Below are 22061 nucleotides of genomic sequence, written 5' to 3' on the forward strand. Positions count from 1 at the left end.
GGCTACTGATGTAGCGTCGTAATCGTTTCAAGCGGGAAAGCCGGCCATGGGCCGGCTTTTTTGTTTTCTGGTTCGTTGATTGATTGGACGGGGTTCGGGGATGTTTTCGCTTGTGTGGATTCGTCGATAGTGTGTCGGAAATAAGCAATCGTACAAGTACGGAATTTCAGAATTATTTTTAACGTTTCGTATGTGTATGAAAATAAGCGGATTTCTTGTTTTCTTTCAATTCTTTCTATATCTTCATAGCGATTGCATATCGCTGGCGGTTAGTGTGAATTGTGGATTTGGTTTGGTAACGTTTTGACATATTGATTAGGTATCCATATGGTAAGGAGGTGGGGGGTAAGAGGGAGTGCTCGTGCTGGCCGGCGAGAAAAGGAGAGAGCACATCGTAGGCCACTATTGACTGCGAAAGGAGACGGCAATGGGTCTCGAAATATCTTTGTATTCTTGATCGAGTTTTATCGTCGAAGTCCAGCACTCATGGCTTTGCATCTCGCGGGCACGCTGATCGCGTGGTTTGCGCCTGATGACGCGCTGAAGCGTTTGCCAGTGCTGAAGCCAGTGGTGACCGCCATCGGAGAAGTATTTCCATTACTGCCTAAGGCAATCGAGAAATCTCTGTTTCCGGATGTCACCGAGCTCTATTTCGCACTGATGTTGGCCGCGATACCTCTCAGAATCTTTGAGGCTTTCCGCCTTTGCTATGCGGAGAGGGAGGAAATAGTTGCTGGGTACTTCGACTACTCATGGAAAAGAAAGGCTTTTGCATTTCTGGTTGCGATCTTGTTTTTTTCTGGGAGTGTGTTTCTTCTGATTTTTCATGGTCAATATTTTGACTGGAATTTCATGTCTGTTGGAAAGTCGAGATTCTGGCTTGGAATGGTTGGGCCATTGTTTGCTGGTGGATATTTGGTTATTTGCTTCGTTGTAGCGAGTGTTGCGATTCTTTCTTTGTTGTGTTGCGTATTTTTTGTTGAAAAGAGAGGCTGAGGGCCGTGATTTGACTCTGATGAAAGGAGAATCCTTCGGTGTGTGTTGGGTGTGAGCGTGAGGCGAAGGTCGAATGAGGTCGAGTCGCGATGTGGTAGAAAATCGCGGGTTTGTGGCTGATATGTTTTTATGTATCGGAGAAACCCGGGAATTCTAATTCTTCATATTTCAGGGGCGTCGATTGCATGGCTTGCGCCAGATGATATCTTAAGTAGATGGGGGTTTTTAGTCGAGGCTGTTGCTGCTATGGGTGGAATATTCCCATTGTTGAATGTGGTTGTTGAAAAATCTCAATTCCCTGAGGTAACAGCGGTTTATTTCGCACTTATGCTTGCCGCGATTCCGTATGGATTGTGGGTGGGATGTTGGATGTGGTATGCGGGGGCTAGTGAGATATCCGGATTAAATTCGATAACGTTTATAGAATTTTATTTGGTATGCATATGGAAGGACGTCGGGGGTCAAGGTGGTGTGCTCGTTCTAAAGGACGTGAGGAGAGAGCGGGCTATGGAGCAGTGAGCGAAAAGAGAGGAAGTGACACTGAGCCCACGAACATCTTTAGTCTGATGATCAGGCTCTATCGCATGAGTCCAGCACTCTTGGCGTTGCATTTGTCTGGTGTGGTGATTGCTTGGTTTGCGCCGGATGACGCGTTGACGCGTTGGCCACTTCTAAAGATAGCGGTGACCGATGTTGGAGAGATATTTCCTTTGCTACCAGAGGCGGTGAAGAAATCCAGGTTTCCTGATGTGACGGCGCTGTATTTTTTGCTGATGTTGGTCGCGGTGCCGATGAGGCTTTGGGTAGCGATTCGTTTTTGTTATTCGTATCGATCTCGGATCGAGAATGGGTATTCGAAAATTTCCCTTGTGAGGAAGATTTACTCAATTTTTGTGGTCTTGATATTTATGTGCGTGGGTTTTTCATCGATTTTGGTTGATGGATATTTCTTTGGGTGGAATTTTGTGGCAATAAGCCGATCGCGAATGTGGCTAGGTTTGATCGGGCCGTTATTTGCGGGTGGCGCTGAGGTTATTGCTATCGCGGCTGGCGTGGTCGTGATTTTCATTGCGTTGCACCGTGCCTTCACTTGTAAAGAGGAATAGGGCGGACGGCGACCGGCTGAATGCGGTACTGCAAGCCGAGCGTGCCCGGGCGTTGATCGACGCGATCGACACGGGGCGACAGCCTCGACTGGCGGGTGTGGAGGGCGTGTCGCCCGAGCGCCGGCGCGAGGTCGAGCGGCACCTGCTGGATCAATGGCGCGATTTCGTCGCGTGACGGGACCGTCTCGACAGCGAAATACACAGGTACGGTCAGGCCGCTCCGTTTGCGGCGCGTCGTGCGGACGATTACGCCAAGTTGATGGAGACCCGTGACGTTGCGGAGCACGCGTGGACCGAGGCCGAGCAGCAGCGCATCGATACGGCGGGACAGCTTGCGGATGCTTGTCACCAACGCGCGGCTCTCGTGGCAGAGACGCGAAGGAATACCCAGGATGCGTTGAACGATGCGCAGCGTATTGTGGCGCGTCGTCGGGCGACATGCGGCGTGCGGAGGCACACGGGGACCTGCTGCGTCTGACCGCCCCGATCGACGGAACCGTCCAGCAGCTTGCCGTCCATACCATTGGGACAGCTGTGCCGGCCGCACAGCCGCGACTTTGGCGGAATCGACGCTGCGTGCGTCGCGTAAGCGGCTGGCCATGGGCGTTGCATCCCGAGCAGACGTATTGCAGGCGGAAACAGCGTTGGCCAAGGCATTGCTCGCTGCACGACGAGCGGGCGGGGAGGTGGCTCGGGCCCGCGCCGAACTGGTCTTTGCGACCGGTCTGGCCGCCGGCACGCGGGTCGAGGTCGAGGAGGCAGTCGTACCGGTTGCGCTGGACGCGGAGCGCCAGCTAAGCGACTGGCTTCGCGCGGCCGAAGGTTCTCACCCCGAGATCCGGGCGGCGCGGGCCAAATGGGAGGCTGCGCAAGCGAAGGTCACGGCCGTGCGGTCCGACGGAATGCCGACCCTAGATCTAAGCGGCACGCTGTCGCGGAACGGATATCCGAATCAGGGATTGCAGTCAGTGCGGGCGACGCAAACCAGCATCGGCCTGACTTTGACGATTCCGTTCTTTGACGGCTTTTCTCGTACGTATCGGATTCGCGGCGCGCAGGCTCAGGCCGAACTGGCACAGGCACAGCTTCTCGATACGCAGCAGCAGATTCTGCGTGACGTGCTGAAGGCCCATGCCGACGCGGAGACGACAGCGGGCAACCTGGATGCGTCTGCACGCTTGCTGGCTGCCGCGGAAGCGGCGCTGACGTCGGCGCGCAATCGTTACGCGTTCGGCGCAGGAGATATTCTGGAACTGCTGTCGGCACAAGCGGCGCTTGCCGATGCCCGCCAGGAACGGGTGCGAACGCTGGCCGAGTGGGAGGCGGCACGACTGCGGCTGTTTGCCAGCACTGGCGTCATCGGACGATGGGCATTTCGGTAGTACTGGAGACGGTCGTCGCGATAGCCGCAGTACGCGACCGGCCGTCTTTGTTCACTTCTCCACCGTCGGCATATTCTGCACGACCAGCATCTGCGGGCTCGACAGCGTGATCCCCGCCGCGCGCAACTGCTTCAGGATCTCGAACAGCAGATCGCTCTTCGTCGAACTCGCGATCCGCGGGCTCGACACGTAGCCCGTCACGCTCAGCGTGATCCCGTCCGGCGCGAGCTGGCTGAACGTCACCGACGGCGCCGGTTTCTCGAGAATCGCCTCGTGCGTGCGGTACGCATCGAGCAGCAGGTCGCGCACCTGCTCGGGATCGGTGTTCAGCGGGAACGTCAGCACCAGCGTCGCGACGCCCTGCGTGCTGTTGCCCATCGTCACGTTGCGCAGGTTTTGCGAGATCAGTTGCGAGTTCGGCACGATCACGGTCGAGCGGTCGCTGAGCTGGATCTCGGTCGCGCGCACGTTGATGCGGCGAATGTCGCCTTCGACGCCCGCGATGCTGATCATGTCGCCCACCTTCACCGGACGCTCGGTCAGCAGGATCAGCCCCGACACGAAATTCTTCACGATCTCCTGCAGGCCGAAGCCGATGCCCACCGACAGCGCACTGACGATCCACGCGAGGTTGTTCCACCTGACGCCGAGCAGGCCGAGCGTCATCAGCACGAGCAGCACGTAGCCGACGTTGGTGAACAGCGTGATCAGCGACACGCGCATCCCCGTATCCATGCCGAGCGCGGGCATGAACTCGCCGTCGAGCCAGCGGCGCAGCGAACGCAGCAGGTAGAAGCCGATCGCGAAGCCGATTACCGCGTTCAGGATCCGGTCCGGCATGATGTTCAGGCTCTGCAGCCGCTGGCTGCCGATCATCGCGACCGCGCTGTCGAGCAGGTCGCTCGGCGTCGTGCCGAAGCCGCCAGTCAGCAGCGCGATAGCCGCGATCAGCATCAGCAGGCTCGTGCCGAATCCGGACAGGACCGTGCGGGCCTGGTCGAGGTGCCGGTCTTCGAGCGCGAACAGGTTCTTGATCTGCTGGCCCGTCGACAGGCTCGCGGAGAACAGGCTTTCGCTCGCGTCGCGCGTCAACTGGATCAGGATGTAGGTGGCGCACAGCACGATCTCGAACCACACGAGCTCGTAGGTGATGAAGCGCGCGACCGTGATGTAGCCGATCAGGAGTGCGATCAGCGACACGACGATCGCCAGCGTGACGCCGGCATGGATCAGCCCGGCGAGCGTCGAGCGCTGCTCGGGCGCCTCGCCGGCCGCCGCGAGCGCGCTGCGCGCGCGGTTCGAACGCAGCAGCGACGCGCCGACCGTCAGCGCGACGACGAGCGATACGATGCCGCGGCCGAACAGCGTGACCGACAGGCTGGTGTCGACGATCCGGTTGATCGATTCGAGCGTGCCGGACATCAGCAGCAGCGCGGCCAGGATGCCGGGGAACGGCCTCATCGCGAGCGCGACGGGATCGGCGAGCGCCGGCAGGCGCCACGACGGATGCTTCGTGCAGAGCAGCGCGCGGCCGAGCCCGGCGATCAGTGCGCAGGTCGCGGCAAGCTTCGCGAACTGGTCCCACAGATCGGTCAGCGACGGCGTGAGCTCGTAGTGGCGCGCGACGGCGAGGTAGAGGATCTGAACGGCAAAGGCGGTTGCCAGGAATGTCGACAACGCGGTCGACAGCGCCAGCGCGCTGCGGCGCAAGCGGGTGGGCGGCAGGCGGTTCAGGCAGATCCACGCGAGCCCGCGCTCGATGAGCCGGCGGCCGCCGAGCCACATCGCGAACGAGGCGATCAGCAGCAGCGTGGTGATCGCCCGTTGTCCGGGCACCCACGACGAGCGCAGCATGTCGCGCAGTTCGTCGTTGAAATCCTCGAGCCGCTGGATGTCGTCCGGCGAACGCTGGAACAGCGGCAGCCAGAATTGCGCGCTGAAGATGCCGCCCGAACGGAACGCGAGCTGGTTCTTCAACTGGCTGCGATGCAGCTTCGCGAACTGTTCGGTCAGGTTCGCGAGGTTGGTTTTCTGGTCGGCGGCCTGTTTCAGTGCCGCGTCGAGCTGCGTCTTGCGCGCGGTCAGTGTCGCGCGCTGCTTCGCGACGGCCGGTGTTTCCGGCGCGGCGCCCTCGGCAGGCGCCGGGCCGAGCACGTCGAGTTGGGCCTGGACCTGCGTACGCTGCGGAGCGAGCTCGCTCTGCAGCTTCGCGACGTCGGTGCTCAGCTCCTGCGTCGCTTCGTCGAGCGCGTCCAGTTCCTTGCTGTTGGACGCGGTCGAAGTCTGCTGCTTGATGCGGTCCTGTTCGGCCTGCATCTGCTTGAGCTGCGCGACGGCGTCGTTCAGCGAGATGGCCGGCACGGACGCGTCGGTGCCGCTCGCCCCCGGGGCGGAAGCGGCCGCCGGAAACGCCGACGCGGTCGCGATCGCCGCGAACTGCAGCAATGCGATCAGCGCGATCCGGCGGGCGTACGTGGATAGTCGTTGTATGAACATGGAATGCTTACGATTTGCCGACAATGCCGGTCGCCGAAAGGCGCCCGGAAGCCGGTAGTTGGCCCGGTAGCATGTTACCGGGGCGCGGAACGCGTGGTTGTACCGATTGCGTACCCAGTTTGCAGCGATTCCGGCGGTGCGCGCCCGCGCGAAACGGCGCGGCAGGCCCGTACCGTCGGGCCGGCGCCGCCGAGGCTCGGCACGGGCGGCGCCGGATCGTCGTTCCGACGCTTTTTCCATACCCGACAGACGGTTACGCAATTTACATATTGTCCGGCGCGAAATCGGGGGGGCCGAATCGGGTCGGTGCGGGCAGCGCGGCCGGCCCGCAGGACGGGCGTGCCGGTACAATGCAGCGATTCGCCCGACGGCGGCTCGACGGTCGCCGGACAACAACACACAACACGACACGATCAGGAGACGCGCCCAAGATGGCCTCAACGGACAGCCTTTCGCAGGCACCTGCCCAATCCCCATCCGTCGACCCCGGCTCGATCTCGGCCCGCCTCGACCGCCTGCCGCCCACCCGCAGCGTCTGGAAGCTCGTCGTACTGCTGAGCCTCGGCTTCTTCTTCGAACTCTACGATCTGCTCTACAGCGGCTACGTTGCCCCCGGCCTCGTGAAAAGCGGCATTCTTTCGGCGACGACGCACGGCCTGTTCGGCACCACCGGCGTCGCGAGCTTCATCGCCGCGCTGTTCTCCGGGCTCTTCATCGGCACGATCGCATGCGGCTTTCTCGCCGACCGCTTCGGCCGCCGCGCGATCTTCACGTGGTCGCTGCTGTGGTACACGGCCGCCAACGTCGTGATGGCGTTCCAGGACACCGCGACCGGGCTGAACTTCTGGCGCTTCGTCGTCGGTCTCGGGCTCGGCGTCGAGATGGTGACGATCGGCACGTACATCTCCGAACTCGTGCCGAAGCAGATCCGCGGCCGCGCATTCGCGTGCGAGCAGGCGGTCGGGTTCGTCGCGGTGCCGGTGGTCGCGTTCCTCGCGTATCTGCTCGTGCCGCATGCGCCGTTCGGCCTCGACGGCTGGCGCTGGGTCGTGCTGATCGGCGCGCATGGCGCGCTGTTCGTATGGTGGATTCGCCGCGAGCTGCCGGAAAGCCCGCGCTGGCTCGCGCAGCAGGGCCGGGTCGACGAAGCCGACCGAATCATGCGCGCGCTCGAAGCGAAGGTCGAAGCCGAATACGGGCGGCCGCTGCCGCCGCCTGCGCCGGCCGAACCCGTGCCGCCGCGCGGCAGCTTCCGCGACATGTGGGTGCCGCCGTATCGCAGCCGCACGATCATGATGACGATCTTCAACGTGTTCCAGACGGTCGGCTTCTACGGCTTCGCGAACTGGGTGCCGACGCTGCTGATCAAGCAGGGCATCACGATCACGTCGAGCCTGATGTATTCGAGCGTGATCGCGCTCGCGGCGCCGATCGGCCCGCTGATCGGCCTCGTGATCGCCGACCGCTTCGAGCGCAAGTCGGTGATCGTCGCGATGGCGGCGGCGATCGTCGTCTGCGGGCTGCTGTTCAGCCAGACGACGGTGGGCGCATTCCTGATCGTGCTCGGCATCGGCCTCACGCTCGCGAGCAACATCATGTCGTACAGCTTCCACGCGTATCAGGCCGAGCTGTTCCCGACGTCGATCCGCGCACGGGCCGTCGGTTTCGTCTATTCGTGGAGCCGCTTCTCGGCGATCTTCTCGTCGTTCGTGATCGCGGCCGTGCTGAAGGGCTTCGGCACCTTCGGCGTGTTCGCGTTCATCGCGGGCGCGATGGCGATCGTGATGGCCGCGATCGGGCTCATGGGGCCGCGCACGAAGGGCATCGCGCTCGAAACCATCTCGAAGTAGTCGGTGGTTGCGCACGCGTGTCGCATGGTTCGTGCGGCATGCGTGCGATGCGGTTTTCTCGGAGGGAAACGGCATCGCCAAAATGATTTGGCATGCGAATTTGTTTCGTGGAAACATCGTTTCGGGCGGAACGCACAAACCCACCGGGCGCATGTTTTGAAACATCCAACTTATAAGGTTGACACGCGACGAAGCCGCAAGCGGAAACGAGTTGAAACAAAGCGTGACGAAGCGCAAATCCGCCGCGAAACCGCGACTTTCGCCGCTGCCGATTCCTGCGCTGGCGCGTAGAATGAAGGGCCTGACGACTCATTAGCCGCCATCGGACCGCACGCGTTGCATCAGCGAACGGCTCCACCGCGAAGAGGCGTCGGCGCCGGGCGCACGCGATGTGCCGGACGTGTCGATGGCTCGCGCGGAAGATGCGCCGCTCGCAACAGCAGCATGCGGCGGCCGGATCGGCCGATGGCTTCGAACATATGATGCTTTCCAGCCTGACGCGGCAATTTGCGAAGCCGCGTTGCCGTACCCGCGCTGTCGCCGCGTATGTGTGGCTCGCTGCCATGCTGCCGATTGCCGCTCTTGCCTGGCGGCCTGCCTTTGCGGCATCCGGCGCTCCGTCGTCTGCTGCTACGTCATCCTCATCAGTTGCATCGCCGGCGTCGGCGGCTTCCCGTGTGCATCCGGCGTCGCACGCGCATGCATCGTCGGGTGCGTCGGCCGCGCAGCCCGCGCCTGCGGCATCGCATGTGCATCATGCGGAGCCTGCCAGCGCGGCATCGGGCACATCGGCGGGTTCCGCCGCGTCCGTCGCAGCGCCTGCATCGGCGGCTTCCGCCGCGTCCACTGCCGAACCTGCGTCGGCCGCGTCCGCCGTACCGGCCAGCGAGGCCGAGCCGCCCGTGCCGACCCCGCCGCGCCGGCATCCGCCGCTGTCGGCCGACGACGCGAAAAGCGCGACGGCACGCGCGATCGACATGCGCAAGCGCTTCACGCAGGAAGTGACGCGGCGCCTGAACGTACCCGTAAGCGAGCAGCGCGCATACGGCGAGCGGCTCCAGAAGGCGCTCGCCGATGCGGACCTCGGCGACCTGGCCGGCGAATACGTCGCGATGGTCGACCGCGCGCCGAACGTGCAGGCGCTCTTCATCTACTTCCGCGCGACGCCGGCCAATGCGTGGCTGATGATTGGCGCATCGCCGGTCGGCACCGGGCTGCCGGGCAAGTACGATCATTTCGTGACGCCGCTCGGCGTGTTCCATCACTCGCCCGACAACATGGATTTCCGCGCGGAAGGCACGACGAACGACAACGGCATTCGCGGCTACGGCCGCCGCGACATGCGCATCTACGACTTCGGATGGGAGGACGGCGAGCGCGGCTGGGGCAAGGGCGGCGTGTCGCCGATGCGCTTCCAGATGCATGCGACCGACCCCGACCGCCTCGAACCGCTGCTCGGCATCCGGCACTCGAAGGGATGCGTGCGGATTCCCGCGTCGCTGAACCTGTTCTTCGACCGGCACGGCCTGCTCGACGACGACTACCAGGCGCGCGTCGAGGCCGGCAGGTCGCTGTGGGTGCTGCGCCGCGACCGCGACATCACGCCGATCGCAGGCCGCTACCTGGTCGTGATCGACAGCGCACGCAAGACGCGCCCGGCGTGGTCGCCGCTGCCGGGGCGCAATGCGTGGTCGAAGCTGCCGAAGGGCGGTGACACCGCGGACTGACGGCCGCCCCGGCGGGCACGGGAGGCACGGGAGGCACGGGAGGCACGAGGATGAGAATAAATCCGTTTTATTGACACATAAGAAAAGCAAACTTTTATTATCCGATCCGGGTTCGTATAGTCGAGGCCAGTTTCGCGGAACCCTGCCGCGCCTGGACCACCACCGATCACACGACCCGCATGAAAACTCTCTACAAGCTCGCTCCGCTCGCGATGCTCGGCGCCTTCGCGACCCATGCCGGTGCGCAAAGCAGCATCACGCTGTACGGTCTGATCTCGGCCGGCGTCGGGTTCGCGACGAACCAGGGCGGCAAGAACGCCTGGCAGGCGCTGTCCGGCACGAACCAGAACCCGCGCTGGGGGTTGAAGGGCAAGGAGGATCTCGGGCAGGGGTTGTCCGCGATCTTCCAGCTCGAGAACGGCTTTAACGTGATGACGGGCACGGCCGCGCAAAACGGCCGCGAGTTCGGGCGCATGGCCTACGTCGGCCTTGCCGACCGCACGTACGGCTCGCTGACGTTCGGCCGCCAGTACGACGCGATCCACGACTACATCGGGCCCGTGATCATCGCGAGCAACGGCGTGAACATCGGCGACAACGACAACGGCTACAACGACATCCGCGTGCAGAACTCGGTGAAGTACGTGAGCCCCGTCTACTACGGCCTGAAATTCACCGCGCTGTACGGCTTCAGCAACGCGACGGGCTTCGCGAACAACAGCGCATACAGCTTCGGGCTCGGCTACGAGCGAGGCGCGCTGCGCTGGAGCGCGGTCTACGCGCAGTACAACCATCCGTACAGCAGCACGAACCAGGACGGCGCGATCGCGAACGACTACGCGTCGCCGCTGCTGATCTTCAGCAAGAGCGCGATGACGCCGGCGGCGTACGCGAGCCGGCAGCGGATCGCGGGCACGGGCGGCTTCTACACGATCGGCCGTGCGCAGTTCGCGGCGATGTTTACCGACGTGCGCTACGATTACCTCGACAATTCGCACCTGCACCTGCAGAACCTCGGCGTGAACATCGTCTACACGATGACGCCGCAGCTTTTTCTCGGCGCTGCGTATGCGTTCACGAACGGCAAGTACGACGTGATCGACAAGCGTCCGAAATGGCACCAGGTGAACCTGCAGGCTGACTATTTCCTGTCGAAACGCACCGACGTCGCGCTGACGGTGATCGCGCAGCAGGCGGCCGGCGACGCGGACCATGCGCAGATCTTCGCGTACGCGCGCTCGACCGGCACGCGCCAGATGATGGCGACGCTCGGCGTCCGGCACGTGTTTTGAGCGCCCCCAAACCTGCCGCTTCGAGCCAGGCCCCCCGAGGGGGTCAAGAAAACTTGGGGCGGCCCGGCGTTTTCTTGAGAGCCCGACCATGACCCATCCGATCGCATCGCGCCGCACCTTCCTGAAACTGTCCGCCGCGCTGGCCGGCACCGCGCTGCTGCCCGAAACGGGTGCGTTCGCCGCCGGCGGCGATGCCGCGCGCCGCACGGTGATCATCGATACCGACCCGGGGCAGGACGACGCCATCGCGATCCTGTTCGCGCTCGGCGCGCAGGACCGGCTCGACGTGCGCGCGCTGACCGCCGTCGCGGGCAACGTGCCGCTCGACCTGACCGAACGCAATGCGCGAATCATCCGCGACTGGGCCGGCCGCACGAAGACGCTGCCCGTCTACGCGGGCTGCCCGCGCCCGCTCGTGCGCGAGCTCGTGACGGCCGCGAACGTGCACGGCAAGACGGGGCTCGAAGGCGTCGAACTGCACGAGCCGCGCGCGCCGCTCGCGACCGGCCACGCGGTGTCGTACCTCGTCGATACGCTGAGCCGCGCGGCGCCGAACAGCGTGACGCTGTGCGCGCTCGGCCCGCTGACGAACATCGCGACCGCGCTGGTCGAAGCGCCGCAGATTCGCGGCGCGCTGCGCGAAATCGTGCTGATGGGCGGCGCGTTCTTCGAGCGCGGCAACATCACGCCGGCCGCCGAGTTCAATATCTACGTCGATCCGCAGGCGGCAGAAGTGGTGTTCGGCAGCGGCGTGCCGATCGTCGTGCTGCCGCGCGACGTCGCGGTGAAGGCGCCGATCACACCGGCGCGCGTTGCGCCGTTTCGCGCGCTCGGCAACCGCTGCGGCGCGATCGTCGCGGACATCATGACGGCCGAGCTCGCGTACAACAAGAAGCGGCGCGGCGTCGACGACGCGCCGATGTACGACCCGACCGCGGTCGGCTATCTCGTCGATCCGACGATGTTCAACGGACGCAAGGTGAATGTCGTCGTCGAGACGACCGGGCAGTGGACGCTCGGCGAGACGATCGTCGACTGGAACGGGCGCAGCGGCCGGGCGGCGAACGCGACATGGATCAACGAGGTCGACGCGGACCGCTTCTACGCGGCGCTGGTCGAGCGCATCGCGAAGCTGCCCTGAGCGCGTGACGTCGCGCGGCGAACGGAATCAGATGTGCTTGGCGATCCACTCGCGGCACGCGCGCACGTGCGGGCCGCGATCGTCGGCGGCGAGCGAGATCAGCGAGATCGCGCGCGTGACGCGCGGTTTGTCGACGCGCAGCGCGACGAGTTCGGGATCGTGCAGATGCATCGTGTAGAGGCTCGGCAGCACGGCGGTCGCGAGGCCGTTGCGCGCGAGCGCGTAGAGCGGCTCGGTGTATTCCATCCGGTACGTGACGTTCAGGCGCAGCTTCTCGGCGCCGCCGGTGCGATGCAGCGATTCGCTGACGCTGCCGCGCACGAACACGGCCAGTTCGCGATCGACGAGCTTCGCCCACGTAACGCTCTTCGCGCGGGCAAGCGGATCGTCGTGCCGCACGACGATCACGATCTCGTCCTCGAACAGTTGCCGGTAGCGCAGCGTGCCGTCGTCGCTGTCCGGTTCGCGCACGCCGATGCCGAGATCGGCGACGCCGTCGCGCACCGCTTCGACGAGTGCGCTGTTCGGCAGGTCGGTGAGCGTGAAGCGCAGCGTCGGATGCGTGCCGCGCAGCGTGTTGAGTGCGGGCAGCAGGCGGCCCGCGACCGACGGGATGAACGCGATCCGCACGGTCTGGATGCGTTCGCCGATGAGCCGCGTCATGTCGTCGAAGGTGCCGCGCGCCTGGTTGAGCAGGCGTTCGGCGAGCGGCAGCACGGCTTCGCCCGCGGACGTCAGCGTGAGCCGGTGCGCGGAACGCGCGAACAGGCGCCCGCCGAGCAGGAACTCGATCTGGCGGATCGACGCGGTGAGCGCGGGCTGCGTGAGCGACAGCGCCTGCGCGGCCTGCGTGAAGCTGCGTGCATGGGCGAGCACGACGAAGTGCTGGACCTGCCGCAGCGTGAGCGCGGGCAGCAGCGACGAGCGGTCGGACGACATCGGGCAATAACGGTCGGGGTGCGGTACGCGGCAGTATAAGACCGCGCTGCATGAATCGGCACAGGACAATATTCGGAATCACAGGAGAACCACCATGTCAGCGACTGACACGATGCCGGCGCGAGCGCCGGCCAACTGGCTCGAACGCCGCTTCGCGCTCGCCGCGCGCGGCACGAGCGTGCGCACCGAGACGATCGCGGGCGTCACGTCGTTTCTCGCGGCCGCATACCTGCTCGTCGTGATCCCGTCGCTGCTCGCGACAGGCGGCATGGAGCGCGGCGCGGCGACGACCGCGACGATCGTCGTGTTCGTGCTGTTCACCACGCTGATGGGGCTCTATGCGAACCTGCCGTTCCTCGTCGGCCCCGGCATCGGCGGCTCGGTGATCGTCGGCGTGACGCTCGCGACGACGGAACACGTCGGCTGGCAGACGGGCCTCGGCATCGCGTGCGTGTCGGGCGTGCTGTTCTTCCTGCTGACGATCCTCGGCGCGCGCGGCGTCGTGGTGCGGCTGATTCCGGTGCAGATCAAGCTCGGGCTCGGCGCGTCGATCGGGCTGTTCGTGACGATGCTCGGGCTGCGCAATGCGGGGATGGTCGTCGCGAACGCGAAGACCAACGCGTTCGCGCTCGGCGACTTCTCGCGGCCGGGCGCGCTCGTCGCGCTGATCGGCCTGGCGGTTGCGGTCGTGCTGCAGGCGCGCAAGGTGCCCGGCGCGATCCTGATCGCGATCCTCGCCGCGGCTGCGGCCGGCGTGCCGCTCGGCGTCACGCACCTGCCCGCGTCGTTCGTGTCGCTGCCGCACAGCATCGCGCCGATCGCGTTCAAGCTCGATATCGGCAGCGCGTTGAGCCTGGCGGCTGCACCTTACCTGTTCGCGTTCTTCGCGGCGGAATTCTTCTCGACGCTCGGCACCGCGCTCGCGGTCGGCGCGAAGGCGAACCTGCTCGACGAGCACGGCAACCTGCCGGACATCAACCGGCCGTTCCTCGTCGATTCGCTCGCCGCGACGATCGGGCCCGTGTTCGGCATCCCCGCGTTGACCGCGCTGATCGAATCGGCGGCGGGCGTCGAGGCCGGCGGCCGCAGCGGGCTGTCGTCGCTGGCCGCGGCCGTGCTGTTCGCCGCGATGCTGCTGTTCGTGCCGGTCGCGCTCGCGATCCCGAAGGAGGCAACCGCACCGGCGCTGATCCTGATCGGGCTGTCGATGTTCGCGACGATCCGCCATACGCATTTCGACGACTTCACCGATGCGCTGCCCGTGATGTCGATGGTGCTGCTCACGCTGATGTCGAACAGCTTCGGCACCGGCATCGCGGGCGGGCTGCTGTGCTACGTGCTGGTCAAGCTGCTGGCCGGCCGCTGGCGCGACGTGTCGTGGGGGCTCGTCGTGCTCGCGATTCCGCTCGGCTATTACTTCTGGACTGTCGTGAAGCCGCACTGAGAGACGGCTTTCGCGACGCAACCGCAATACCCAAAGAGAAAGACATGAAGGGAACACCAGGCAACGTCCCGGCCGCGCGCACGGGCATCGAGATCACGCCGGCCCATCGGGCCTTCTTCCACGCGCTGCCGAAGGTCGAGCTGCATTGCCACCTGCTCGGCGCGGTGCGGCACGACACGTTCGTCGCGCTCGCGGAACGCAGCGGTGCACCGATCGAGCGCGCGGAGATCGATGTGTTCTATGCGCGCGGCGACAAGCCGGTCGGCGTGCTGCACGTGCTGCGCGCGCTCGACAAGTATCTGCTTACACAGCCCGACGATCTGCGAAGGATTGCATACGAGTATCTGGAGGATGCGGCCGCACACAACGTGCGGCATGCGGAATTCTTCTGGAATCCGACCGGCACGGTGCGCGTATCGGGCATCGCGTATGCGGACGCGCAAGCTGCGATCGTGACGGCGATCCGCGATGCCGCGCGTGATTTCGGGATCGGCGCACGCCTGATCCCGAGCATCGACCGCGAGCAGGATTCCGATGAGGCCGTCGCGATCGTCGAGTGGATGAAGGCGAATCGCGCGGATGAAGTGGCGGGGCTCGGGATCGACTATCGCGAGAACGACCGGCCGCCGGAACTGTTCTGGAAGGCGTATCGCAACGCGCGTGAGGCCGGTTTCTGCACGACCGCGCATGCGGGCGAGTTCGGGATGCCGTGGCGCAACGTCGAGACGGCCGTCGATCTGCTGCAGGTCGACCGCGTCGATCACGGTTATACGATCGTCGATAACCCCGAGCTGTGCGCGCGCTATGCGGAACGCGGGATCGTCTTCACCGTCGTGCCGACGAATTCATACTATCTGCGCACACTGCCGCCGGAGCAATGGGCGGAGCTGCATCCGATGCGCAAGATGCCGGGCCTCGGGCTGAAGATCCATCCGAATACCGACGATCCGACGCTGCACAAGGTCAACCCGAGCGAGGCGTGGGAGCTGATGTTCAGCCATTTCGGCTTCACCGTTGCCGAGCTGAAGCAGTTCATGCTGAACGGGATCGACGGCGCGTGGGTGGACGACGCGACGAAGGCAACGTGGCGTGCGGCGTGGGCGCCGGAGTTCGATGTGCTGGCCGCCACTATCGCGGCGGGCTGAGCGCAGTTGTATGTATATGTTCCGCCGACGGCATGCTCAGCGGAACAGCTTCAGCCAGTCGAACAGGCCGGGATGCGGGCGCCGCCTCGGCGCCGGCGCCGGTGCGCTGCGCGGCCGGAAGTCGGGCGAGAACTGCGCATGCGGATCGATCGCACGCGCGCGCAGCGCCGCATCGTAGAAACTGCCGACGATCGGCAGCGCGCTGTGCGCGCCCGCACCCCAGTAGTCGCTGCGAAGCGTCACGCTGCCGTCGTCGAAGCCGACCCATGCGCCGGCCACCAGTTGCGGATGCATCAGGATGAACCAGCCGTCCGTGTTGTCCTGCGTCGTGCCGGTCTTGCCGGCGACATCCACGCGAATCCCGTAGCGCGAACGGATGTCGGCGCCGGTGCCGCGATCGACGACATCGCGCATCACGTCGACGAGCGTCTGCGCGGCAGGCGCCGGCAACGCGCGTTCGGGCGGCGCGCTGCCGAATGCGGCGAGCACCTTGCCGTCGCGATCCTCGATGCGCGTGATCGCCTGCGGCGCGACGTACACGCCGCGGTTCGCGATCGTGCCGTACGCGGACACCATCTCCTTCAGCGTGACGGGGCTCGTGCCGAGCGCGAGCGACGGCACCGCGTCGAGCGGACTGTCGCGCACGCCCATTGCGCGCGCGAGCTGCGCGACCTTCGCGGCGCCTTCCTGCTGCATCACCTGCGCGGTGATGCGATTGCGCGACAGCGCGAGCGCGTCGCGCAGCGTCATCGGCTCGCCCGTCGGCGGCTCCTCGTCGGTCGGGCGCCAGACCGCGCGGCCGTCGATCGGAATCGCGACCGGGCGGTCGATGAACGTATCGCCCGGCCGCATGCCGTCCGCGAACGCGGCGCCATAGACGAACGGCTTGAACGTCGAGCCCGGCTGGCGCCGCGCCTGCGCGACGTGATCGAACGGCTCGCTGCCGAAATCGGGACTGCCGACCCATGCCCTGATCGCACCGTTGCGCGGATCGATCGCGACGAAGCCGGCCTGCACCTGCGTCTTGCGTTCGCACAGCGCATGCATGAACTCGCGATTTGCGCCGAGTTGCTTCAGCGCCGCCGCATCCGCGAGCCCCGCGTCGCGGGCGCTGCGATAGTCGGGTGTCTGGCGGATGAAGCCGCGGAACAGGTCGTTGCGCAGCCCGCAGCCGGACGGGCCGCGCCATGCGCTGTCGGCGATCGCCTGCAGCCGCTCGGTCTGCTGCGTCAGCGCCTGCGTCGCCATGTCCTGCAGCCGCGCATCGAGCGTCGTACGCACGACGAGGCCATCCGAGTAGAGGTCGTAGTTGTTGCGGTCGGCCCACGCGATCAGCCACTTGCGAAGCTGCACCGCGAAGTGCGGCGCGAGGCCGGGCTGCGCCGTCTGCGGCTCGAAGTCGACGCGCAGCGGCTGGCGCTGCAATTTCGCGAGCTGCCGCGGCGACAGCATGCCCATCGTCGCCATCCGGTCGAGCACGATGTTGCGCCGCTGTACCGCGCGTTCCGGATTCAGCACCGGGTTGTAGTAGCTGTTGCCCTTCAGCATCCCGACGAGCGTCGCGCTTTCGGCGATGTCGAGCTGGTTCGCCGATTTGCCGAAGTAGGTGCGCGCGGCCATTTCGACGCCGAACGCGTTGTACAGGAACGGCACGGTATTCAGGTAGGTTTCGAGGATCTCGTCCTTGCTGTACACCGTCTCGATCTTGAACGCGGTGATCAGCTCCTTCACCTTGCGCGTGAGCGTCAGCGAGCGGCCGACTTCGTCCGGGTACAGGTTGCGCGCGAGCTGCTGGGTGATCGTCGAGCCGCCCTGGCGCGCGCCCGAGAACGTATGCAGCCCGGCCGCGATCGTGCGGCGCCAGTCGATGCCGTGATGCGCGTAGAAGCGGTGATCCTCGGTCGCGATCAGCGCGTCGACCATGTGCGGCGAGATCTGCTTGAGCGGCACCCATTCGCGGTTGACGGGCCGGAACTCGGCGATCAGCTCGCCGTCGGCGGACAGCACGCGCGCGGGGCGATCGATGCGTGCCTTGCGGATGTCGCCGATGCTCGGCGTGAACGGGACGAACGCAAGCAGGACCAGCAGGCCCAGCACCGGTATCGCGGCGAGCGTCAGTGCCACGCCACGCCGCGTCGGATGACGCAGGCGATGCAGCACGCCGGCGCACAGCGCGCGGGTGCGCGAACGGCAGGCGGCGGCGAGCGGCGCGACACGGGCGCGGCAACGGAGCCACGCGTCTCGAAGAAACGGCACGAAGCGATTCACGGCGGCAGGGGCGTGGACGGAAGAGGCGCGATCCTAGCAAACGGCGCACGCTTGCCGGCGGCCGAAACGGCTGTTTGCTTGCAGGATTTACAGACGATTACGTTTGTTGCCTGCGGACAACCTTTTGCGGCGCGACCGGCCGCGATTCTTCCGACGAAACCACGTCCGCGAGCCGCTGCGCGGCCGCCTCCATCTGCGCACGGCCGAACCCGCCGAAGCCGAGCACGAGCCCCGGGCGGGCCGTGCCCGGCGCGAACATCGGCGACACCGCGCGCACCGCGACGCCGGCCTGCGCCGCGCGCGCGACCACGTCGAGATCGTCGATCCCTTCGGCGAGCCACAGCACGACGTGCATCCCCTGGTCGCCCGGCTGCACCCATGCGCGTTCGCGCGGCAGCCGCGCGCCGAGCGTGTCGATCAGCAGCGCGCGCTGCTCCGCGTACACGCCGCGCACGCGGCGGATGTGGCGGTCGAGATGGCCTTCCGCGATGAACGCGGCCAGCACGTGCTGGTCGGCGGTCGGTGCATGGCGATCCATCAGCACGCGCGCGCCGCAGAACGCGGGCACGAGATCGTCGGGTGCGATCACGTAGCCGAGCCGCAGCGACGGAAACAGGATCTTGCTGAACGTGCCGAGATAGATCACGCGGTCGGGCGCGAGCCCCTGCAGCGACGGGAACGGATAGCCTTCGTAGCGCAGCTCGCTGTCGTAGTCGTCCTCGACCACCCATGCGTGATGCGTGCGCGCCCACGCAAGCAGCGCGTTGCGCCGCGCCATGCTCAGCGGCATGCCGAGCGGGTACTGGTGCGACGGCGTGACGAATGCGGCCCGCGCATGCGGCGCCAGGCGGATGCCCGCGTCGACGTCGATGCCGTCGGCGTCGACCGGCACGCGGACCATCGCGTCGCGTCGCCCGGTGCTTTCGAGCAGCGCGGTGATGCCGCGATAGGCCGGATTCTCGACCCACGCCTGGTCGTCCGCACCGAGCAGCACCTGGCTCGCGAGATGCAGCCCCTGCTGCGTGCCGCTCGTGATCACGACCTGGTCGGCCGTGCAGCGCACCGAGCGCGACCGGCGCACGTAGCCGGCGATCGCTTCGCGCAGCGGCAGCGCGCCTTGCGGATCGGCATAACCGGACGGCGCGCCGGCGCCGCGCGCGCGCAGGCGGTTGCCGAGCCGGCGCCAGATGTCGTCGGGCGCGGTGAGGCCGACCGGCACCGAGATCGCGAACGGCATGGCCGGCAGCGGAAGGAATTCGCGGGCGATCCGCGCGAAGGTGGCGGCCGGCTCCGGCAGCCCGGCGTGGGCCGGGCGCCTGCGTTGGGCGGGCGGTTCGGGCTCGTCGACGGGCGGCGGCTCGGCGAGTGCGTGCGCGACCCGCGTGCCCGCGCCGCCGCGCGATTCGAGGAAGCCTTCGGCGACCAGCTGCGCATACGCGTCGACGACGGTGCCGCGCGCGACCTGCAGCGCGGCCGCCAGCAGCCGCGTGGATGGCAGCGTATCGCCCGGACGGACATCGCCGCGGCGCACGGCGTCGCGCAGCGCCTGCGCGAGCTGGCGGCTCAGGTCGCCGGCCGCGCGGTCGAGCGCGCCGAGCGACGGGATTTCGATGTTCCGGGCCGTTCTTGCCATGATTCTGGTCTGCTGAAAATGTTCCAAACCGGCTCTACAGCATAAACCAGTTTGGGGTAACAATTTGCGCAAGACGGGCCAGCGCCCGAGCCATTTCAACCGCCGCACGACCGTGGAGCCGACATGTACGTCCCCGCCGATTTCAACGAGCCCAACCCCGACGCATTGCGCGAACTGATCGTGCAGCATCCGTTCGGCAGCCTGATCACGCACGGGAAGAGCGGACTCGACGCGAACCACATCCCGTTCGAGCTGCTGCCGGGCGACGGCGGGCTCGGCGAGCTGCATGCGCACGTCGCGCGCGCGAATCCGGTCTGGCAGGACGTTGCGAACGGTGACGAGGTGCTCGTGATCTTCCGCGCCGGCGACGCGTACATCTCGCCGAACTGGTATCCGAGCAAGCACGTCGCGCACCGCCAGGTGCCGACCTGGAACTACGTGGTCGTGCATGCGCACGGCCGCATCACGGTGCGCGACGACGAGAAGTTCGTGCGCAGCGTGGTCGCGCGGCTGACGCGCACGCACGAAGCGTCGCAGCCGGTACCGTGGAAGATGGGCGACGCGCCGGCCGATTATCTCGACACGATGCTGCAGGCGATCGTCGGGCTGCAGATCGAGATCACGCGGCTCGTCGGCAAGCGCAAGCTCGGGCAGAACAAGGCGGCCGAGGATATCCGCGGCGCCGGCGACGCGCTGATCGCGGACGGGAAGCTTGCGATCGGGGAAGCGATGCTGATGGAAATCGAGCGCAAGGTTAAATAGCGCTGCGGCCGTAAAGTGAACCAGGATCGCCAACAAGGTCACGGCGGCGCACGAGACGGCCCATCTGCGCCAATGCCATTGTTTGTATGACAAGGCATTGAGTGCGGCAAAGACAATCGACGGCGATAGGAGAATCAGAAAGCATTGTTGAGAATAAGTCGTATGAACGGAAATCCATGCAACGAGCCCCTCAAAAAAAAACCATCCGGTGATGTCGGCAGCCGTTTCATTTGGCCTCTATGGGGCGAATGGTTAGGCGCTAGGGCCTAGCATGGGCATCACATAGGTCGCAAGGTGAAACAGAACCGCCAACAAGGTCACGGCGGCGAACGAGACGGTCCATTTGCGCTGAGACCATCGTTTGTAAGAAAAGGCATTGAGTGCGGCAAAGACAATCGATGGCCATAAGAGAATAAATAGCATCGTCGCGACTAGCCCGGCGTGAGATCCACAGGGTTCTCCACAACCGGCTGAAGGGGACGATGGTTTGGGCCAATTGATTCGATTGAAAATATAGAACGATGCCCCCGTGACGAGTAGACCCCATACGAAACCTAGAGCAACGAAAGCTATGCGCTTCATTTCACTTCCCAAAATAAAATTTCCTTGGATTCCCCTAGATCAGATATCCGATTCTCGATTCGGCCACGAAACCATGACATTGGATCTGGCATTGTTTGTCTGCCAAGGCGAAACCGCCAAAATGAAGCAAAAGACGGAGTAAGCGTATCTTTGTTCCACAAATCAATATGGCCGCCGCTCAATGCACCGGCGGAGTCGCCTTCCTGCCGCCAATAGCCGAAAAAGTAGATGATGCCGGTTCGACCTTTTACCTTGTCTTGCCATTCCTGACCGGTGATGTTTTCAGGTTTACCCATACCTAGAAACGGACGAAGCTTCAACCATTCGGCCAGTTCGTAAGCGCGGGTCGCGGTCGCCTTTCCATTCAGAATCAAACGGCCGAGCGTCTTCTTGTCAGGCATCGGTTTTAACACATTTTGCGAAAACGACTTCATGTCGCTACCAATGCTGTGAAACGTGACGCTCATGCGAATGGCGCATTGGTTCTCATACTCGCCAGTGGGGTCGTTGTATGGGTCTTTAGTCGGGTACGCGTTCCAAAGCTCCTGAAAGGATAGCGCTTTGAGTTGTACGGGCTTCTTTGATTTCGGTGTGTCGATCGTGCGGACCTTCGTGGCGGGATTAGGCATGCCTTACCCCTCCGTGTTGTTTGGCAATGGCCTCGTCTCCCCAATAGACGGTGAACTCTCCTGAGGCATCACCGGTATGGATGCGTGGTAGCTCGCCGCTCGCATCGAGCACGCCTGAATGTACGCGTCCGTCCGCAGTCTCGATGTAGTACGGATAGCCTTCTGGCCTGACAATAGCACCGCTGGCCACCGTCGCCGCGACTTGCTGGTGAAATGCGCCTTTCCTGATCGATGCGACGCCTCCCGTTGTCGTGCGACTCGAAACAACTTCTCCGAGGCCCTTTAGCCCGTCACTGCACCACGCCTCACCGGCAAGTAATGCAACGATGCGAGGTGGAGTCGAGCAGCCACACAGGACGACATCGTCGTCTAGCGCTACTTCTCCCCGGAACTTGAGTCGATATGGGCCGCCTGCTTTCGCGATGGTGCCGATGCTTTGGCATGCGGGGCAGAATGCACTACCCCCAATCAGGGCTGCTTGATGGCCGTGCACGAGGAATCGCGGGCCGTCGTATGGGCTAATTGTCCCGCCGCTTGAAAGACTATCGCCAACAACGGCAATTCTTCTATTCATTGTTCGGCCCTCTCGGAAAGCAGTAATCGTAGCTGCGCGGCGCTATAACGTATCTTGATATTGATAGGATGGGTTGAGATGGAACGTTGCAGCCA

At 64.7% G+C, this 22061-nt stretch carries 17 protein-coding genes; 10 read left to right on the forward strand and 7 right to left on the reverse strand.

Annotation, left to right across the window (positions count from 1 at the left end; all coding sequences use genetic code 11):
• Nucleotides 1-486 precede the first annotated feature (486 nt).
• Both ACM6JT_RS34620 and ACM6JT_RS34625 read left to right on the forward strand, forming a co-directional pair.
• Nucleotides 487-996, forward strand: coding sequence for a hypothetical protein (locus tag ACM6JT_RS34620; protein WP_414858153.1), 510 nt, complete (start codon nucleotides 487-489; stop codon nucleotides 994-996).
• 584 nt (nucleotides 997-1580) lie between these two features.
• Nucleotides 1581-2102, forward strand: coding sequence for a hypothetical protein (locus tag ACM6JT_RS34625; protein ID WP_414858154.1), 522 nt, complete (start codon nucleotides 1581-1583; stop codon nucleotides 2100-2102).
• Here the strand turns inward: ACM6JT_RS34625 and ACM6JT_RS34630 are convergent.
• Nucleotides 2083-2454, reverse strand: a complete 372-nt coding sequence (locus ACM6JT_RS34630; protein WP_414858155.1) for a hypothetical protein — start codon at nucleotides 2452-2454, stop codon at nucleotides 2083-2085. The two genes, ACM6JT_RS34625 and ACM6JT_RS34630, sit on opposite strands and share 20 nt — an antisense overlap.
• 247 nt (nucleotides 2455-2701) lie before the next feature.
• Here ACM6JT_RS34630 and ACM6JT_RS34635 point away from each other — a divergent pair, with 247 nt between their 5' ends.
• Nucleotides 2702-3484 carry a TolC family protein gene (locus tag ACM6JT_RS34635; protein WP_414858257.1) on the forward strand — a complete coding sequence of 261 codons (783 nt, stop codon included), beginning with the start codon at nucleotides 2702-2704 and terminating at the stop codon, nucleotides 3482-3484.
• 51 nt (nucleotides 3485-3535) lie between these two features.
• Here ACM6JT_RS34635 and ACM6JT_RS34640 read toward each other — a convergent pair whose 3' ends face one another.
• A complete protein-coding gene (locus ACM6JT_RS34640; RefSeq protein ID WP_414858156.1) occupies nucleotides 3536-5980 on the reverse strand; it encodes a DUF3772 domain-containing protein in 2445 nt (814 codons plus the stop codon).
• A gap of 431 nt (nucleotides 5981-6411) precedes the next feature.
• Between ACM6JT_RS34640 and ACM6JT_RS34645 the strand changes: the two genes are divergently transcribed.
• The 4 genes from ACM6JT_RS34645 to ACM6JT_RS34660 all read left to right on the forward strand — a co-directional run bounded on the left by ACM6JT_RS34645 (nucleotide 6412) and on the right by ACM6JT_RS34660 (nucleotide 11990).
• Nucleotides 6412-7830 carry an MFS transporter gene (locus tag ACM6JT_RS34645; RefSeq protein ID WP_217590179.1) on the forward strand — a complete coding sequence of 473 codons (1419 nt, stop codon included), beginning with the start codon at nucleotides 6412-6414 and terminating at the stop codon, nucleotides 7828-7830.
• 389 nt (nucleotides 7831-8219) lie between these two features.
• Nucleotides 8220-9557 (forward strand): hypothetical protein, encoded by a 1338-nt coding sequence (locus ACM6JT_RS34650; protein ID WP_414858157.1) that lies wholly within the window; start codon nucleotides 8220-8222, stop codon nucleotides 9555-9557.
• 179 nt (nucleotides 9558-9736) lie between these two features.
• Nucleotides 9737-10849, forward strand: a complete 1113-nt coding sequence (locus tag ACM6JT_RS34655; protein WP_034180901.1) for a porin — start codon at nucleotides 9737-9739, stop codon at nucleotides 10847-10849.
• A gap of 88 nt (nucleotides 10850-10937) precedes the next feature.
• Nucleotides 10938-11990: a nucleoside hydrolase gene (locus ACM6JT_RS34660; RefSeq protein WP_414858158.1), complete on the forward strand. Its 1053-nt coding sequence runs from the start codon at nucleotides 10938-10940 to the stop codon at nucleotides 11988-11990.
• Nucleotides 11991-12017: 27 nt separating this feature from the next.
• Here the strand turns inward: ACM6JT_RS34660 and ACM6JT_RS34665 are convergent, their stop codons facing one another.
• Nucleotides 12018-12929: a LysR family transcriptional regulator gene (locus ACM6JT_RS34665; protein ID WP_034180899.1), complete on the reverse strand. Its 912-nt coding sequence runs from the start codon at nucleotides 12927-12929 to the stop codon at nucleotides 12018-12020.
• A gap of 94 nt (nucleotides 12930-13023) precedes the next feature.
• Here ACM6JT_RS34665 and ACM6JT_RS34670 point away from each other — a divergent pair, with 94 nt between their 5' ends.
• Together ACM6JT_RS34670 and add are read left to right on the forward strand one after the other, a co-directional pair.
• A complete protein-coding gene (locus tag ACM6JT_RS34670; RefSeq protein ID WP_034180898.1) occupies nucleotides 13024-14373 on the forward strand; it encodes an NCS2 family permease in 1350 nt (449 codons plus the stop codon).
• 44 nt (nucleotides 14374-14417) lie between these two features.
• Entirely contained in the window at nucleotides 14418-15518 is a 1101-nt protein-coding gene (gene add / locus ACM6JT_RS34675; RefSeq protein WP_414858159.1) for an adenosine deaminase, read from the forward strand.
• Nucleotides 15519-15554: 36 nt separating this feature from the next.
• Here add and ACM6JT_RS34680 read toward each other — a convergent pair whose 3' ends face one another.
• Both ACM6JT_RS34680 and ACM6JT_RS34685 read right to left on the reverse strand, forming a co-directional pair.
• Nucleotides 15555-17786 carry a penicillin-binding protein 1A gene (locus ACM6JT_RS34680; protein ID WP_414858160.1) on the reverse strand — a complete coding sequence of 744 codons (2232 nt, stop codon included), beginning with the start codon at nucleotides 17784-17786 and terminating at the stop codon, nucleotides 15555-15557.
• A gap of 97 nt (nucleotides 17787-17883) precedes the next feature.
• Entirely contained in the window at nucleotides 17884-19419 is a 1536-nt protein-coding gene (locus ACM6JT_RS34685) for a PLP-dependent aminotransferase family protein (RefSeq protein WP_414858161.1), read from the reverse strand.
• 123 nt (nucleotides 19420-19542) lie between these two features.
• Here ACM6JT_RS34685 and ACM6JT_RS34690 point away from each other — a divergent pair, with 123 nt between their 5' ends.
• Entirely contained in the window at nucleotides 19543-20181 is a 639-nt protein-coding gene (locus ACM6JT_RS34690; protein WP_414858162.1) for an FMN-binding negative transcriptional regulator, read from the forward strand.
• Between the two features lie 578 nt (nucleotides 20182-20759).
• Here ACM6JT_RS34690 and ACM6JT_RS34695 read toward each other — a convergent pair.
• Both ACM6JT_RS34695 and ACM6JT_RS34700 read right to left on the reverse strand, forming a co-directional pair.
• Nucleotides 20760-21392, reverse strand: coding sequence for a type VI secretion system amidase effector protein Tae4 (locus ACM6JT_RS34695; protein ID WP_414858163.1), 633 nt, complete (start codon nucleotides 21390-21392; stop codon nucleotides 20760-20762).
• A complete protein-coding gene (locus ACM6JT_RS34700) occupies nucleotides 21385-21966 on the reverse strand; it encodes a PAAR domain-containing protein (protein WP_414858164.1) in 582 nt (193 codons plus the stop codon). Before ACM6JT_RS34700 ends, ACM6JT_RS34695 begins: the two co-directional genes overlap by 8 nt.
• Nucleotides 21967-22061: the final 95 nt, after the last annotated feature.

Source organism: Burkholderia sp. IT-111MI5, from assembly GCF_949752865.1.
Taxonomy (GTDB): Bacteria; Pseudomonadota; Gammaproteobacteria; order Burkholderiales; family Burkholderiaceae; genus Burkholderia; species Burkholderia pyrrocinia_C.

Bases quoted from the DNA above. Each gene is read 5' to 3' on its own strand.
- ACM6JT_RS34620 (WP_414858153.1), top strand. From the start codon at position 487: ATGGCTTTGCATCTCGCGGGCACGCTGATCGCGTGGTTTGCGCCTGAT.
- ACM6JT_RS34625 (WP_414858154.1), top strand. From the start codon at position 1,581: ATGAGTCCAGCACTCTTGGCGTTGCATTTGTCTGGTGTGGTGATTGCT.
- ACM6JT_RS34635 (WP_414858257.1), top strand. From the start codon at position 2,702: ATGGGCGTTGCATCCCGAGCAGACGTATTGCAGGCGGAAACAGCGTTG.
- ACM6JT_RS34640 (WP_414858156.1), bottom strand. From the start codon at position 5,980: ATGTTCATACAACGACTATCCACGTACGCCCGCCGGATCGCGCTGATC.
- ACM6JT_RS34645 (WP_217590179.1), top strand. From the start codon at position 6,412: ATGGCCTCAACGGACAGCCTTTCGCAGGCACCTGCCCAATCCCCATCC.
- ACM6JT_RS34650 (WP_414858157.1), top strand. From the start codon at position 8,220: ATGTGCCGGACGTGTCGATGGCTCGCGCGGAAGATGCGCCGCTCGCAA.
- ACM6JT_RS34655 (WP_034180901.1), top strand. From the start codon at position 9,737: ATGAAAACTCTCTACAAGCTCGCTCCGCTCGCGATGCTCGGCGCCTTC.
- ACM6JT_RS34660 (WP_414858158.1), top strand. From the start codon at position 10,938: ATGACCCATCCGATCGCATCGCGCCGCACCTTCCTGAAACTGTCCGCC.
- ACM6JT_RS34665 (WP_034180899.1), bottom strand. From the start codon at position 12,929: ATGTCGTCCGACCGCTCGTCGCTGCTGCCCGCGCTCACGCTGCGGCAG.
- ACM6JT_RS34670 (WP_034180898.1), top strand. From the start codon at position 13,024: ATGTCAGCGACTGACACGATGCCGGCGCGAGCGCCGGCCAACTGGCTC.
- add (WP_414858159.1), top strand. From the start codon at position 14,418: ATGAAGGGAACACCAGGCAACGTCCCGGCCGCGCGCACGGGCATCGAG.
- ACM6JT_RS34685 (WP_414858161.1), bottom strand. From the start codon at position 19,419: ATGGCAAGAACGGCCCGGAACATCGAAATCCCGTCGCTCGGCGCGCTC.
- ACM6JT_RS34690 (WP_414858162.1), top strand. From the start codon at position 19,543: ATGTACGTCCCCGCCGATTTCAACGAGCCCAACCCCGACGCATTGCGC.
- ACM6JT_RS34695 (WP_414858163.1), bottom strand. From the start codon at position 21,392: ATGCCTAATCCCGCCACGAAGGTCCGCACGATCGACACACCGAAATCA.
- ACM6JT_RS34700 (WP_414858164.1), bottom strand. From the start codon at position 21,966: ATGAATAGAAGAATTGCCGTTGTTGGCGATAGTCTTTCAAGCGGCGGG.